10 protein-coding genes are annotated in these 16,094 nt (G+C 31.1%); 1 reads left to right on the top strand and 9 read right to left on the bottom strand.

The window, feature by feature from the left end; all coding sequences use genetic code 11:
- Positions 1 to 26 precede the first annotated feature (26 nt).
- Positions 27 to 533 carry a porin gene (locus BW951_RS14670; RefSeq protein ID WP_420866234.1) on the top strand — a complete coding sequence of 169 codons (507 nt, stop codon included), beginning with the start codon at positions 27 to 29 and terminating at the stop codon, positions 531 to 533.
- Between the two features lie 628 nt (positions 534 to 1,161).
- Here BW951_RS14670 and BW951_RS14665 read toward each other — a convergent pair.
- The 9 genes from BW951_RS14665 to BW951_RS14625 form a co-directional block, all read right to left on the bottom strand.
- A complete protein-coding gene (locus BW951_RS14665) occupies positions 1,162 to 1,881 on the bottom strand; it encodes a 4'-phosphopantetheinyl transferase family protein (RefSeq protein WP_084196449.1) in 720 nt (239 codons plus the stop codon).
- Between the two features lie 154 nt (positions 1,882 to 2,035).
- Entirely contained in the window at positions 2,036 to 2,407 is a 372-nt protein-coding gene (locus BW951_RS14660) for a cysteine peptidase family C39 domain-containing protein (RefSeq protein WP_076394167.1), read from the bottom strand.
- A gap of 11 nt (positions 2,408 to 2,418) precedes the next feature.
- On the bottom strand, positions 2,419 to 3,663 hold the full coding sequence (locus tag BW951_RS14655) for a DUF6625 family protein (RefSeq protein ID WP_076394165.1): 1,245 nt from the start codon (positions 3,661 to 3,663) through the stop codon (positions 2,419 to 2,421).
- Positions 3,664 to 3,687: 24 nt separating this feature from the next.
- Positions 3,688 to 5,619 carry an alpha/beta fold hydrolase gene (locus BW951_RS14650; protein WP_076394163.1) on the bottom strand — a complete coding sequence of 644 codons (1,932 nt, stop codon included), beginning with the start codon at positions 5,617 to 5,619 and terminating at the stop codon, positions 3,688 to 3,690.
- A gap of 83 nt (positions 5,620 to 5,702) precedes the next feature.
- Entirely contained in the window at positions 5,703 to 10,109 is a 4,407-nt protein-coding gene (locus BW951_RS14645) for a non-ribosomal peptide synthetase (protein ID WP_076394161.1), read from the bottom strand.
- A 12-nt stretch (positions 10,110 to 10,121) separates the two neighbouring features.
- Positions 10,122 to 11,738: a cyclic peptide export ABC transporter gene (locus BW951_RS14640; protein ID WP_076394159.1), complete on the bottom strand. Its 1,617-nt coding sequence runs from the start codon at positions 11,736 to 11,738 to the stop codon at positions 10,122 to 10,124.
- Entirely contained in the window at positions 11,719 to 12,441 is a 723-nt protein-coding gene (locus BW951_RS14635) for a thioesterase II family protein (RefSeq protein ID WP_076394157.1), read from the bottom strand. The genes BW951_RS14640 and BW951_RS14635 overlap by 20 nt, the downstream gene beginning before the upstream one ends.
- Positions 12,441 to 13,679, bottom strand: a complete 1,239-nt coding sequence (locus BW951_RS14630) for a glycosyltransferase (RefSeq protein WP_076394155.1) — start codon at positions 13,677 to 13,679, stop codon at positions 12,441 to 12,443. Before BW951_RS14630 ends, BW951_RS14635 begins: the two co-directional genes overlap by 1 nt.
- A gap of 25 nt (positions 13,680 to 13,704) precedes the next feature.
- Positions 13,705 to 16,086 (bottom strand): TonB-dependent receptor, encoded by a 2,382-nt coding sequence (locus BW951_RS14625; protein WP_076394153.1) that lies wholly within the window; start codon positions 16,084 to 16,086, stop codon positions 13,705 to 13,707.
- Between the last annotated feature and the right edge of the window lie 8 nt (positions 16,087 to 16,094).

Here is a 16,094-nt window from a genome sequence, read left to right as displayed (position 1 = left end):
TTATATGGCCACTAAAACTAAAAACTATGACTTCTTTTCAACTGAAAAAAGGTTTGTTCTTATGTATTGTATTTTTTACAGTCAATATAAAAGCCCAAACTTCTGACTCTGCAGACTCAAAAAAAAATCAGGACGATGTAAAATATCCTGTATTACAGGTTAAAGGTCTGTTTCAGGCTAGATATCTTGTGGGTACAACTAAAAATGTCGATGTTAACGGTCTTCATCATGAGGATGGAAGCGGAACAGACAACTCTTTTATAGTAAAATACATGAGGGTACAGATGCGCGCTCAGATCAGTAAAAGAACAGAGGTTGTTGCACTTGCCAACCTTGCCGATTTCAAAAATGATCCAAAATCCAGAGTGTTGGAAAATGCATACTTAAAATATACTTTCAATCCAAAATTAGCATTTACCGTCGGGCAATTTCGTCCTTTGTTCGGGATCGAGGAAACCTACCCTATCGACATTATAAAATCTCTATCCCAGACATTCCACGAAAAGCAGATACCGCTTATCAAAAGCAGATAAAACGCAAAAAATTTAGAACAAGAGCAGCAATAGAGCCTGTAAGCGGACATCTAAAAACCGATTTTAGGCTGGCTCAGAATTACTTCTTGGGAGAATCGGGACTACAAATCAATGCATTACTATCTGCAACCGCTTGGAATATGAAGAAAATGATGGAAATATTGAAACAGAAAATTGTTTTCTATTTTTATCAAATACACATCATCCTGTTTTTTAATCCTTTTTTAAAAAATAAATTAGAAAGAAGGTGTTGCTAAGGAGCAACTAATTAATGAAATTATTTTAAAAAAAGACATACTACTGAAAAATAGTTGGTATAATTCCATCAACTATTTTTCAGTAGTATGCCTTAAAGTTTATCTTCATCAAACAGCATTGGCTACGCCGAACCACTTCGTTAGGTTTCTATTCGGTTTTTAGAAAACAAGCAACAGGTACGAATTGTTTAAAACGATATTCAAATATCTTCAAGTTCTCTGTATGATTCCTGTTGCTTTTCCCATGTATTTTCTACAAAATTATTTTAACTTTTAGTATTTTGAAATTATAGTAAGTAAACTTATCACAAGTTCTTGGACTTGAAAATATTTTAGAATAGTAAATTCGCATGTAAGTTTTAAGTTAATTCTTATAAATGTAACATTTTGAGTTGCTTCATATTTAAAACACTTTTTTTTGGTAAAACAACAGACCATGCATGCCCGTCCGATATCCATGATATGGATTGATATTGAGGAAAATTGTGAAAATTACAAATAATAGCTCCTTCATTATGTTCGATATTTTCAATTTCATACAAATGAAAAGGAGTCATAAGTCCTGTTTTCAGGACTTTGGATAATGCCTCTTTGATCGTCCATAAAATTGTAAGACACTTATTCTCATCAGTATCAATCAATGAAAGTTTATTTTTCTCTCTATAGGTAATAATTCCTTTAATCGTTTCAGCCTGTTCTGCACTGATCACTTCTACATCTACTCCCATTGGATGTTCTTCCGAAAATACCACAGCAATCGCCCTTTCAGTCGTATGAGAGATACTTAGCTGAATATTTCCTGCTTCCTTGAGGTAAAGAATAGGCTGCTGAAATACTCCTGATCCTATTCTTGTTTCTGTTAAAATCACATCCTCCTTAAATACATTCAATGCCATTTTGGCGGCATATCTTCCCAACAAATAACTAGATTGTATTTTAGAGAATTTTAGTGTATCAAAAAAAGCCAATTCTGCTATATGAAGAAATGAATATCTTATTTCTTTTAGAAATTCAAATGAATCATCAACAATAGAAATTACAATGGGAAGCGTATCATCTGATCTTTGTATACATAATTTTTCAACCAGCATTATTTTATTTCTTTAGACATTAGATTGTGTAGAAAATATTTAATCTAAATAATCATTGGATAATAACCTGATATAAAATCCATACCAACTACCATTTCAAATATATTTTAATTAATTATTCTACGAAAAGCTAAAATTTGAATTAATTTTATTATTACAATACGAGAGGTACTAATATCAATCCACTATAAATTTTCTTAAATAAATTCATACTGTTCTTTTGTTCGCCATATTGTGGGGAATTCCAAGTCACATATTCACCTGTTATTTCTTTTATTACAACAAAACGGCCTCCATTTATGTGCAAAAATGTAATTGCAGGCAAAGGACAATTGATTAAGTCGTCAAAATTGATTTTTCCAACTTCATTTTCTATTTCAAAAGTTGATGATAAAATAGAGTGCAGCGTTATGAAATCTAAATTTTCACAATCAATTTCTACTATAGTCTTCTTCGGCTCATGATATTGAAAGAATATCTTAAAAATTTCGTATGCTCTCTTCTTATTGTAATCTGTAGGTAACATTATATTATATTCTATTTATTTAGTAAGTACATTGTTCCTTTTTCTGTGAATTTGAGATCTTCTATCTCAATTTTATAAGCTTTTTCATCATCTTTTAAATAGTGAAACTTAGCAAAATATTGGATGTTATCGATCTTATTCCAACAGAAGTAATGATTTTCCTTTATTTGATAAAGAAAAATTTCATTGTATAAATAATTGTTTATATTACCAGTTGAAGTAAGCATTACAACACTTCTATCTGATTTTTTGTAGAAGAAAACTTCTTGATTAGCAGACTTATAGGGGGAGTCTTCAACAAAGGGAAAAGAATAAGATTTTCCGAATGTAATAGCTTTGACCTTTGTTATTATAGTTCTAATTTTCCGTTGATAAGGATTAATAAATAATTGAAAATTAAATTGTTGTTTTAAACTCTTTCCTATAAAATTAGGCGAGATATAAAACACTTCTTTTTTATTATGTCCTGCTTTAGTATATTTTTCTATATGAAAACTTGGCAAACCCTTAATATTAATAAAATGAATTAACAGATAGGGTTTTTCTGTAATAAAATCGTATATGTTTCCATCTCTCCATATATGGGTATTTCTGCTGTGCAAAAATTCCTGAGCCATGTCCATATGGAAATATCTGATCTTATTAGTGATTTCCAGTTTTCTTAATATCAGAGCCATACTTTCAACTTCAGAATCAATATATTGTATATCCTGTGACTGAACAGTAGTAAACTCAAAATTACATTCATCAAAACAGAAATGCCTATCGCTTTGTACAATCTTCCTGAAATCCTTACTTAAACGAAATATTTTATTAATAAAAGGTATATTTCTATATAAGGTAAAGAAACCGGCAGGATATTTATCAACAGGAGAAATAACATCATACTTATCTAACATTTCATTGGTAATAAACTCACGAATATTCCCAAACATTAAATCAACATCACAATATCCCCAAAAGTCATACTTAGAAATATATTCTTGTAGGATGACCCCATACAAAGGCTTGAAATCACATAGTTTATAGGCATCCTTTACACTGACCGAAACTTTTAGTTTTTCGGTTGCCATTTCATTAAATTTTTGTAAATCAAACTTAATGAAATGAACATTTTTTATTTTATACTTAGGAGCAATATTAGTAAAAATATAAAAATCTATGGTTGGATTATATTCACAGCCTTTCAGGAAATAATCAAAATAGTCAGGCCAGGTTTTCCCGAAAAAACAATTTATAAATGCTATTTTTTTCATAATAATTAGTGGCTAAAAATGATATTAACTAAAGAACCCCCAGTAATAGAAATAGGAAAGGATTAATACAAATGAAAACAGTACTGAAATGACAATGATCTTATATGTAAGTTGTCTGTAGTTTACCAAAAATAGTATGAATGATAAACCGGATAGGATCATATGTACTTTTAACAAATAAAATAAATTGATAAACTTTTCGGGAATACCAAAAGCACATATAAAAAAATTCGTATTATTAGAATAAACGATCGCATAGATAAGCCCCGCCATAAGTACTGTTCCTATTATACAATTAATGATTAGTATCGCGTAGAAAGTTTTCATGATCAACTTGTCTACATATCGTTTTCTCCATATACTTACAGAAAAGAAAATAATAGCAACTAATAAAATTCCATAAGCCAGAATCAATGGAGCGACTTTCAAAATATCAAAACCATCAAACAATAGCATTGCCAGTTTTGCAACTCCTGAATTGATATGAATGTCTGTCATAAAATTCAGTTCCGGCGATGTAATAATCTGTGTACTGCTTAGGTTTCCAGATTTTTTGTCATTGATGAAGTTATTAATAAGATCACTTCCTTCTTTGCCAAATAAGAGGGCATGACCTTCATTTTTAAATATAATCAATTTGGCATTCAATAATCCGGCTAATGATTGGGCATTTGAAACAGGAGTAATAGGATCAAATTCTCCTCCTATGATCATCGTTGGAATTTTAGACATTTTTATATAATCTAATGTATTTTGCGCGACCGGTTTATTATTCCACTGATTGTTGACGAGAAAATCAGCTCTGTAAAATGACAATCCTCCCTTTAAACCAGGATAATTTGCCGCATCCTCATCATAATATTTTAATGAATTATAAGGTAGCGCATCGTTAAGTACCATACTATAATAAGTTCCAAAATCCAATGCTTTAAAAACGCCGGAAAATACTCCTACAATTGAGCTTAGCGTTTTTGCATCTCTTTCATGAAATAAAGTAATGATAACGGGCAATACTTCTATTAATCCCTTAGCATATAAAGCCTGATGCACTACAATCTTAAAATCTTCGCTATTAAAAGTAAAACTGCCTTTTTCCAAAAAATCTTTGGGAACACTTACGGTTAGCGGATTTTTAGTCAGATCTTCTATTACTTTATAATAAGTCTTTTCAAGATTCGGAAATTTTTTATTTACAGCTGGGTTCTGCTTACATTTCGCAAAAAATAGATTTAGTTCTTTCACATAATGATCATTGATTTTGTTGTAATATTCAGAAATATTGTCAACTGTCGAATCTAGAATCATTTTATTAAAATCTTCAGGAAATGAGTTCGCATACACCTGTGATATATAGGTGCCATATGAAACTCCAAGTACATTCCATGTATCATAGTGCAATGCCGTTTTAAGGGCATGAAGGTCATTGGCTATATTTATGCTGCTATAATTTGCAGGGTCAATGCCTTTTCTTATTAGCTCATTTTTACAGCTCATTGTAGCAAATAGCCTGTTTTTCTCATCTGCAGCAGCAGATTCATTGGATGCCAAAATTTTAAATATTTCTGTTCCAAGTTCGGGGCATAAGCGGGGTAAGGAATTTCCAACTCCTCTTGCATCTACCAATATAATATCTGAATAGTCTCTTAAGGGATGATCCCGAAAATATTTAAATGCTCCTATTCCCGACTGTCCTGGTCCGCCTTCTATATATAATAACGGTTTTTGGGTTGATTGTTTTTTCTTCTTTAATACAACAAATGCAATTTTTATTTTGCTTGACGGAGCGATCCAGTTTTCAGGAACTGAAAGATATCCCCATTCCAATGATTGGTCATCTTTTAGACTTTCAAAATCAAAAAAAGGTTTTGTTTTTGTAATAGTGTATTCTCCCTTCTGAGCAAACAGAAATGAGGATACCATAATGAGCAGTAAAAAAATTACTTTTGAGGTCTTCATATAGAATAATTAATTTTATTTTTTTTTATTTATAATTTACAGAATCTCTTTATAGATCGATTTTTCGTAATGGCCGTGAAATTTTAAAAGTCAAAATCAATATCCACAGGATTGTTACTATAGAAAAAGTCTTTGTATCTCAATTCTACATCAGATTTCAATGTTGAAAGATATTTAAGAAAATCTGCATAAGATTGCGAAAAATCTGTAATGATGTGATGGTTGTATAAGCTTTTGTTATAGCTTATTTCAAGATGCATTCCTTGCAATTCATGAATGACATTTATGATAAGGGGGAATTTATTATACGTTGTTTCCTGTGAAATATTTTCCAAAGAAAAATCAGTAAAATCACTTATTACATCATAATTGAATTCAGGGCTTTGTGATACAAAAAGAATATCAATATTATTTTTCACGAAAGAATAATCTGAAACTTCTTCATACTTTGTTACTTCTAAAAATTCCCCGGTTACTTTACGAAGCATCTCACTAAGTTTTTCTTCTCCAAATTCTACCCGTAACAGTATACTCTTAATAAAAACGCCTAAAAGTGATTGCACCTGAGGAACAGATCTTCCTGAATCCACTGTTGCAATACAAATATCTGTCTTACCGGATATATTGCGCAAAAACACCAATAGAGAGGTTAGCATAAGCAGATATGGAGTTGTTTTCATTTCTTTTGCTAAATCAGATAATCCTTCAGTTAGTTTCTGATCCAGAGGAATTTTAAATATATTTCCTTCAAAAGAATCCACAGTTAGCGTTTCTTTTTTCAGGAAAGATTCATATTGATATCCTTTCGTGTAATTTTTCCAGAAAATATCATTCTTTTCGAGATCCATATTCTGATAATACCAGTACGAGTAATCCTTGAACTGAATTTCCGGCATTAATTGTAATGTCTGAATTGAATCGTTATTATAAAGGGCTACTACCTGCTTTATAAATAATCCTGTTGATATTCCGTCAAAGATAATATGATGAGTAAGGAAAAGGATTTTGTATTTCTCTCCTACTTTCAGAATCATCATTTTAAGCAACAATTCTTTTCCAAGATCAAAGTAATAGCCTTTATAACCATCTACTACTTTTCTGTATTCGAATTCGTTTGCAATCTCATTAATTTCTAATGCAAAATGAATATCTTCAGAAGAATGGATTTTCTGAATTACTGCCTCATCTTTCAGTATAAAATTTGTTCTTAATATTTCAGTAACAGATATTATTTGTTTGACTGCTTTCTCCAGTATTACAACATTCATCGTTCCATCAATATCGAACTCCATCAACATATTATACGACGGAGAAACACCTTTTCTCTGGCAGGCCAACCAGATATTTCTTTGTGTAGGTGTTACGACAGATAAATTCTGATCTGGTGCTTTTAGTATCAACCTATTTGTGTTATTTTCCTTTAAAATAGTCTGACATAAAGCAGATAAATTAGGATTTTCAAACACATCCTTCATAGTCAAATGGACGGAAAATTTCTTGTTTACGACATTGACTAATTTGGAAATCAATATAGAATGGCCACCAAGTTCAAAAAAATTGTCATTATCGTAAATATCTTTTTTACAATTTAGAATTCCCTGCAATATATTTTTTAATTCCTGCATCAATTGTACATTTTCAATGACTTGAGTTGTGACAGGCTCATCAGAAGGGAGATCTTTCAATGAAAGAAACTTCCTGTCTATTTTCTGATTGGGGGTAAGAGGAAATTCCTTTACCTGAAAAATAAATTGAGGGACCATATAATAAGGAAGCTTTACCTGCAATTTGTCATAGACGGAGGAAATCTCAATTTGCATGTTAGTTTTCAGATAAGCTACCAAATGATTTTCCCCTTCCAATTCTTTAACCACCACTACAGAATCTTCAACATTTTCTATCGTATTAATATGATTTTCAATATCTCCTAATTCTATTCTATATCCTTTTATCTTAACCTGATGATCACTTCTTCCAAAGAAAATGATTTCTCCCTTTTCATTCCATTGCCCTACATCACCCGTTTTGTACATTAATTCTCCTTCTATAAAAGGATTTTCTACAAACCTTTCCGAGGACAACTGTTCATTATGATAATACCCTTTAGCTAATCCTTTACCACCAATATAAATATCTCCAGGAGTATTTAGAGGTAAGAGATTTAAATTTCCATCTAAAATAAAAAAAGATGTTTCTTTAATCGGTTGTCCAATATTCTGAGGCGAAGTTCCTTGTTCAATTTTTTTGGTTGAGGACCATATTGTGGTTTCTGTGGGACCATACATATTCCAAAGTTCCATACAAGATGCTAAAAGGTCTTTTATTAGATCATTATTAATCAAATCTCCACCGCAAAGTATTTTTAATTGGGAATCGGGTTTCCAACCTAAGTTAAGCAGTCTTTTGAAAAAGCTAGGGGTTGCCTGAATAACTGAAGGTTTTACTTTCTGAATTTCCTGTATTGTGATCAGAGGATCTCTTAATGTCTTTTCACCAGAAATGTACAATTGAGCACCGATAATCAAAGGGGTAAAAAACTCCAGAATAGAAATATCAAAAGAATAAGTTGTTACTGAATACAGTACATCCTCAACATTTATTCCAGGTTTCTCACTGATACTTTGTAACAAGTTTAGTAATGAAGCATGTCCTATTTCAACTCCTTTAGGATTCCCTGTAGATCCTGAGGTATAAATGATATAGGCAGTCTCCTCTGGTCTAACCTTTATTTCTTTACTTTCCTGAGTTTCCCTTAAAATACCTGTCAGAAAAATTCTTTGAATATCAGTAAGATTAAGAGAAATATTTTCTTCAGATATTAAAAGCTGCGCTTTACTATCCTGTAAAATATACTGCAATCTGCTTACAGGAAATTCGGGATCAAGAGGTATATAAGCTTTCCCTGCTTTCATTATTCCCATTAGGGTACAAATCATATAAGCCGATCGGTTGAGCAAAACTGCTACCACCTTTTTATCGTTATGATGGTGTAAAAGATAATCAGCTATCCGGGAAGAAATCATGTTAGCCTCGGCATAGGATAAAGAAAACTTTTCATCAGCAATTGCTACTTTATCGGGAAATTCTAAAGCTTTTTCAGTGAATAGGTCAATAAATGTTTTATTGAAGTCTTTATCTTCTGTTTTAAAAGAAAACTTTTCATTAAAAGAGAAAAGATTTTCTTTTTCTTCTTCAGATAAAAATGAGATTTTATTCAGAGGTTCAGCCGCAAATGTTTCGATGTTAACGATCAGATAATTGATATGTCGTACACACTGTTCGATAGATAAGTCATCAAAATAATCGATATTGTAATCAAAATCTATTTTAATATCATCATTATCATCAAATTCCCTTACATATATAGCTAATGCTGACCTTTCAGATTTATTAGTGAGAGGAATTACTGTTGTTTCAGTTCCTTCAAAGTGGTCTGCATAATTATGTTTTTCGTAAGATAATGTAATATTAAAAAGCTTACTTTTTTCATTAAATAATTTCAGGTCACTTATAATTTTTCCGAGAGGATATCTTTGATGTCTGTAATCTGACATCAACTGTTTTTTGGTATTATTTATGAGTTCCAGTAGAGTATCCTGATCATTCAACTTCATCCTTAAGGGTGAAACTCCCATGAACAATCCAACTGTTTTCTTGAAGGCTTTGGTGTTTCTATTCAGAACAGGTATTCCAATAGCCAAATCATTACTCTGATTAATTCTTCCTAAATAAAAGAAAAACAATCCTAAAAAACCATGAAAAGTAGAAAAATTATGTTTCTTTCCCAGTTCTATAAATTTGTTGTAATCTTCTCTTTGAACTATTAATTCTTTTCTTTCGCTTTGATGAAAAGAGTGGTTTTTATTGTCTTTTCTATTAAAAATTACCTGTGGTAAGCTGGAATATCTTTCAGCCCAGTATTGTTTATCTTTATGCCACTCATCAGATTCCTCATAAGTGTGATCATTAATTACAAACGTACTATATTCATAAGGATACTGATTCTGTACAGCATCAAATTTCAGAATGTCGTTGTAATTTCTAATTAATCTTTGAAACATAAGAGATGTTCCCCACCCATCAGTGATAATGTGGTGATATACTGAAAACAGGTAATAGTGGTCCACATTGCATTGAATAAGGACGAAACGGTACAGATGATCATCTTCCAATACATTAAAAGGCACCAAAAATTCGCTCTGCATGTATTTTTCAGCAATGCCAACAGCATCAGTCTCTTTTGAAAAATCAACAAATTCTAAAAGTCTTGGGTCACCTTCTTTTATATATTTTTTTACTTCATCTTCATTTTGTCTGAAAAAGCTTCGATAGGCATCATGTTGATTGATCATTTCATGATAAGCCATCTTAAAACTTTCAATCTGAATTTCACCTTTAATTTCTATTTTTGCCCCTATATTATAGATTGGAGTTCCTGGATATAGCAATTGTTCAAAAAAAACATCCAGTTGGGGAAGTGTCAATTTCATAAGCTTATCGTATTAAAAGTAAGCATTTTGAAAATTTGCCGGAATATCTTCTTTGACTATTTTACCATAATCAAATTTTAAAAGCTTATCACAGTAATGAAAATATCTGTCGTCGTGAGTCACAGCAATGATTGTTTTGCCTTCTGCTTTCAATTTTGGAATCAATTCTTCATAAAAATATTTTCTGAAATACGGATCCTGATCTGCAGCCCATTCATCAAGCAAAACAATCGGTTTATCTTCCAATAATGCAAATATCAATGCCATTCTTTTGCTTTGCCCTTTTGAGAAACTTCTTCTTGCAGATTCTTCGGAATCGTCTTTTACTATATTTTCAAGTTTGAAAGTTTCAAGTAACATTTTATATTTCGGGTTATTTTCCAATATATAATCATCATAATTTTGCGAAAAGAGATGATTGCTGGTAAACACAGCCGAAATAAGATTCTGGATATCCTTCTCAGAATTTATCCTTTCCCCATCCAAAAGAACATCCCCTTGATCGGGAACATACAAACCTGAAAGAATATTGATAAAGGTACTTTTACCACTTCCGTTTCCGCCTACAATAAATATAACTTCTCCTTTGTCAATTTCAAGGTTGATAGTCCCCAATTCAAAATTGGCATCTGCATTATCATTTTTATAGTTAAAATGGATATCCCTGAAGCTTAATTTTGAAAAATCAACAGCTAGTTTTTTATCATGCTTAGCTACAATTCTTTCATTTTTAAAGTCCTCGTAAAATGCTTTAAGACGTTTGTTGGCTACAAATAGTCTGGTTACCATATCCTGAAGATTGATCAGTACATTAATGGGACCTGCAATAAATAATAAGACAAGTACATATGGAATTACAAATTCTTTTTTCAACCATCCTAATTCGGGTAAAATAAAAAGAATTAGACCTATGATAATATACATCCCGTACTGACTGATAAGTCCTACCGATAAAAAAGAAAAACTAATTTTAAAATCCAGCGCATACGATGCGGTCCTGTTTTCATATACATAATTTTCAAGTAGCTTCTTTTTTCTTTTATCACTGATCATTAATTCTTTAAAACCACTGATAACATCCTGCACATAGCCAAAATAATGTTCGTTATATTTCTTTACTTTTTCTATCGATTTTGACAAGGAATTTATTACTAAATAATAAATTCCAGCAATTACCAAAATTGCGACAAGAATAATTATGGCTGAGAGCGGAGATAATTTGATAAGATAAAAAAGACATAATATAACCATCAATAAGGAGGAAAATGCTGCCGTTACCACACCTGGTAGCGAATAGAACGTTCTTGTATCCTCGACTGCTGTGTAAAACCTTTGAGTACCTAATTTTTCAATTTTAATTAATGGAGTATCCAGTATTTTCTGGAATAATTTTTTTTCCAATTGGGAAAGTAATTCAAAGGTTATTTTATTGAGTTCTCTCTGAAAAAATATACTCAATAAATAGGCATAAACAACAAAGGCAAAAAATGTTATATAAATGTAACTATTGATTGATAGTTGATTAGATAGTGTATTGTTAATTATATAAATAATAGCAAAACTCAATAAACTGCTTATGAGGGCATATACAGCTATTAAGATAATGTGCTTAGTTTTTATTTTTAACATAATTTGATTCTTTTATTTTAAAACAATAATTGATGATTTTTCCTATTTCATTACTATGATGATGAATAAAAAAGTGATTCCCCGGTAATATTAAATGATAGAATTGGGAATCTGTAAATCTTCTCCAATTTTCAATTTTTGTATTGAGTGACTCTGCACTTCCCATCATTGCATATATAGGGGCTTTAATCACAATATCATTTTCAATACCCTGTTCTTTTTCAATACATTCAAAATCGGCTCTCATAATTTTAGCAAAAAATGCAAATGCATCTTGATTTTCAAGAATTTCAACTGGAATACCACCCATCTCTGATATCTTTTCTTTAAAACTATTGTCGTCTAAATTATATCTTATAGGAATTTTATGATCTTCCATAGGCCCGGGATTCCCGGAGACAATCAAAAACTCAGGAATATCATTACCTTCTTCAAGTAATCGAGTGACAGAAAGGCCAAGTAAAGCTCCCATGCTATGCCCTAATATGATAAAAGGAGAACCATTTCTCTTGCTTTTTATTTGTAGAAAAAGATCATTAATTGCTTCTTTTTTATCAGTTATTAAACTTTCATTAAATCTTTCTCCTCTCCCTGGTAATTCGATGGGGATAAATTCGATGTCTGATGCTATTGTTTTTTGTAAGAAATTGTAAGAATATTTATTTCCACCCGCAAAGTGTAGCAAAAAAAGCTGTTTATTCATTATTTCGTCGTTAGTGTTTGGGAATTAAATTTTGTCCATGCATCACTTTCCGATGCCTTTTCAAAACTGGATTTCATTTTAAATAAGTTATTCTTTATTTCGGTATTATTCTGAAGCCTATTAATAATAGAAGTAATTTCGATATCATTTAAGGCATAAGCATCTATTTTTACTCCCAACTGATGAGCTGCTATCCGATCTGCATTTTCAAACTGGTCAAGACCTAATGGAATAACAATCATAGGAATTTCATTCATGATGCATTCTTTGACACCACCCATTCCCCCATGTATAATAGCCATGTCTGAGTGTTTGAGCATTGCCATTTGAGGAAGCCATTGATGAATTCTTATGGTATCCGAAGCATGAGACTGATAATCTTCAAATAAATTTCCAACAGATATATTAAGTATATAATCTTTCATAGATTCCTGTCGAAAACTATTGATAAGAGTTTGCGTAATTTGTTGCGCTTTTTCTTTATCGATTTGATCGGCCCAGGAACCTAAGGAACAATAAATTATCATTTTTCCTGATTTCTTCTGTTCAGAAAGTTCGGAATCAAGCTTGTCCATATCATAATGTAAGTGAAATATATTATACTCAGGTATACAAGATCCAACATACATATCATTTTCACTTATGATCGCATTTTCAGTTAAAAAGTCTTTTGAAGCGGGTATTATATTATTGAAGTTTTCAAAAATAGCCATAATATCATTCAAAGAATTTATTGCGTACCCTTGATCGATAAGGAAATTAATCAGAATATTAGTAGATTCCAGATTGGCGTCGTCCATCAACATATTAATACTCCATTCTTTAATTTTTTCTGTAAATGATATTTTACTGAAATCATTATCTATCGGAAAGTGACAATATAGAAGGAATGTCTTTAGCTTATATTTCAAATAGAAAGCAGCCGCTTCTATCGGATTATAGGCTGTAAAAATAATAGCTGTTGGATTGAGCTCATAGATCAATTCATCAAGCCCCCCATTGATAATAGAACGAATAATATTCGCATTAATTTTGCCTGCGATATATTGGCTGCCTTTCGGATAATAATCTCCAAAAATAGTGGTAGATGGAAATGATGTATCTGATATTATTTCTGTTACATCAGGTATGCCCATATAGTGAACATGAACACCCATCTGATGAAGTTTTTCACTGATTCCGAGAGTCGGAATTATATTTCCTCTAAATGCATCAGTATAAATTAATATCTTTTTCATAAGGTTTTATTGATTGTTATCATGATTATCTGCTTCTTTCTCTTTCACTTTCGTTTCCAACCGCTCTTTCTTCTTTGGAAATCTTATCATTTCCAAAACTATAATTGATTGAAAATCTAAAAAATCGGTTATTCGGGTAAGCTTTGTAAGTTTGTAGTATCCCATTAATTTCTGATAACATTGTTCGTGGACTAGAATTAAAAATATCATACCCGGCAATACTTAAGTTCAATCCTTTATAGGGAGTTTTGTAAGAAAGAGCTATATCCAATGAATTGGCATTAGAATAATGAAATAAATTTTGATTGAAAGCCGATCCATACCAGTAATTGATATCCAGGGTCAATGTTTTTGATTGATTAAGAATTAGTGAATTATTAAGAGATCCAAAAAATTCAAACCCATCCCTTAAAACTAAATTGAAATCCTGAGTTTTCTTTGACTGCGAATAGTTCAAAAATAGGGTTACATAGCTTTTCCACCATGATAGAGCATTAAATTCATACGTTTCCGATAAAGAATAACCATAGCTTTTAAAATAATTATCAAAAGTTACAATCTGCTCTTTAGTCTCATCATTCATTTTAAAGAATACATTATATGCATTCGAGTTTATATTAAAAGAAAGTTTTGATGTTAGATTCTTGTAAGTGTGTGAAAGTTCTACATTATCTACATAAGAAGGTTTAAGATACGGGTTCCCCATAGAGGAGATTTGGCTGTTTATATAATATCTCGCTGGATTTAGTTGTCCATACGAAGGTCTTTGTATCCTTCTCGAATAGTTAAGTAATAAGCTATTATTTTCATTAATCCTATTTTTGATAAATAACGATGGGAATAATTTAAGATACTTATTATAGTCTACCTGATCTAAAATAACAGAGTATCCCTTTGTTTGTGTATATTCTGTTCTTAATCCTATTTGCCCCTCCCATTTATCAGAAAATTTCTTTGTCCCGTTAACGTAAAGAGCCTGAATTGCCTCATTATACTTAAAATGATCTGACTGAGTTAAAGTATTACCAGAAGAAAGATCATAATTATTGAGTACATAATCTGTCCCTGTAAATCCTAATTTCCCTCCGTAACTAAGATTGATCCATTTTCCCGGATGCTCAATATCAAATTTTAAACTGTAATTATTGATGTCCTGATTGGAAATTCCTTTATTAAAAAAGTTTATTCCTTCAAAATTATTATCAACATCATATTGGTTAGAAAGGATGGTATTATTCTTATCCGTAACATAGCTTAAATAATCAAGGTCTATATTTAATTTTTTCCCTAAGGTATCTAATTTCTGTTCCAGATGGAGATTCAATGAATGATTATTATTTTTATCATGAATGTTTCCATTTCCTCTGAGAAAATAAAGAGGATTATTTGTACTATTAACTACGGATGTATTTATATTATCATCAATATAGTTGTTGTATACCCCTCCTAAATACTGAAGTCCTATTTTTGTTTTTGGAGTTATTTCATAATCTATTAAAAATCTCCCTGAGAACTGATTATAATTCCATTTTTGTTCTGTTGTTAAAAAATAAGGTTCTGAAAAGAAAATATTTGACATCTGTTTTGTAAAGGTATCCCCATAGGTATATCCTGTATTGAGTAAAAAACTAAGTTTATTTTTTTGATACGTAAAACTGTTGTTTACCGTTTGCAAGATATATTTCGCTTTTGCCACATCATTGGTAAAGCTGGTATTATTATTCCACGAATTCTTTTTGCTCTTTTTAAGAACAAGATTAATAATTCCACTGTTTCCTTCTGCTTCATACCTGGCAGACGGATTACTGATGACTTCCACAGATTTAATGTTCTCGCTGGGTATAGATTTTAAAAAGTTTTTTAAATCATCCCCACTCAAGTTAATCATTCTTCCATCAACCATTACTTTAACAGCATCTCTTCCAAGCATTGATATCTGATCATTTTTTAGAACGAGTCCTGGCACAACTTTTAATGTCTCGAAAATATTACCTCTATTCGCCAGTGCATTGTTTTCGACATTGAACACCGTTCTATCCAGTTTATGAACAATCATCTTAGGTGAAGAGGTCAATTTGACTTCTTCTATTAATTTAGATACCGCTGTCAACTCCATATCAGCCAATTTAGTATCCGCGTTTATTATGATTTCCTTTTCAAAAGGAACATATTCAGAATTCTTAATTGTCAGTATATAATTCCCTTTTGTAAGTTCCAGACTAAAGTTTCCATTATCATTAGTAATAACTTTTTTATTATTGTTCGAAGACGTATTTTTAAAGAGAAGTTCTGCATTTTTTACCGCTTCTTTTTCCTTATTTAATACCCTTCCTTCTATTTTATATTGAGAATAAAACAGAACAGGGAATATTAAAATTAAAAAATGTAGTAACTTAAAGTTTTTCATATAAATAG

The organism is Chryseobacterium gambrini (assembly GCF_900156825.1).
Taxonomy (GTDB): domain Bacteria; phylum Bacteroidota; class Bacteroidia; order Flavobacteriales; family Weeksellaceae; genus Chryseobacterium; species Chryseobacterium gambrini.
The sequence above is the reverse complement of the archived record's forward strand: the minus strand, read 5'-3'. Positions and strand labels throughout refer to the sequence as shown.

Bases quoted from the DNA above. Each gene is read 5' to 3' on its own strand.
- BW951_RS14670 (WP_420866234.1), top strand. From the start codon at position 27: ATGACTTCTTTTCAACTGAAAAAAGGTTTGTTCTTATGTATTGTATTT.
- BW951_RS14665 (WP_084196449.1), bottom strand. From the start codon at position 1,881: ATGCTGGTTGAAAAATTATGTATACAAAGATCAGATGATACGCTTCCC.
- BW951_RS14660 (WP_076394167.1), bottom strand. From the start codon at position 2,407: ATGTTACCTACAGATTACAATAAGAAGAGAGCATACGAAATTTTTAAG.
- BW951_RS14655 (WP_076394165.1), bottom strand. From the start codon at position 3,663: ATGAAAAAAATAGCATTTATAAATTGTTTTTTCGGGAAAACCTGGCCT.
- BW951_RS14650 (WP_076394163.1), bottom strand. From the start codon at position 5,619: ATGAAGACCTCAAAAGTAATTTTTTTACTGCTCATTATGGTATCCTCA.
- BW951_RS14645 (WP_076394161.1), bottom strand. From the start codon at position 10,109: ATGAAATTGACACTTCCCCAACTGGATGTTTTTTTTGAACAATTGCTA.
- BW951_RS14640 (WP_076394159.1), bottom strand. From the start codon at position 11,738: ATGTTAAAAATAAAAACTAAGCACATTATCTTAATAGCTGTATATGCC.
- BW951_RS14635 (WP_076394157.1), bottom strand. From the start codon at position 12,441: ATGAATAAACAGCTTTTTTTGCTACACTTTGCGGGTGGAAATAAATAT.
- BW951_RS14630 (WP_076394155.1), bottom strand. From the start codon at position 13,679: ATGAAAAAGATATTAATTTATACTGATGCATTTAGAGGAAATATAATT.
- BW951_RS14625 (WP_076394153.1), bottom strand. From the start codon at position 16,086: ATGAAAAACTTTAAGTTACTACATTTTTTAATTTTAATATTCCCTGTT.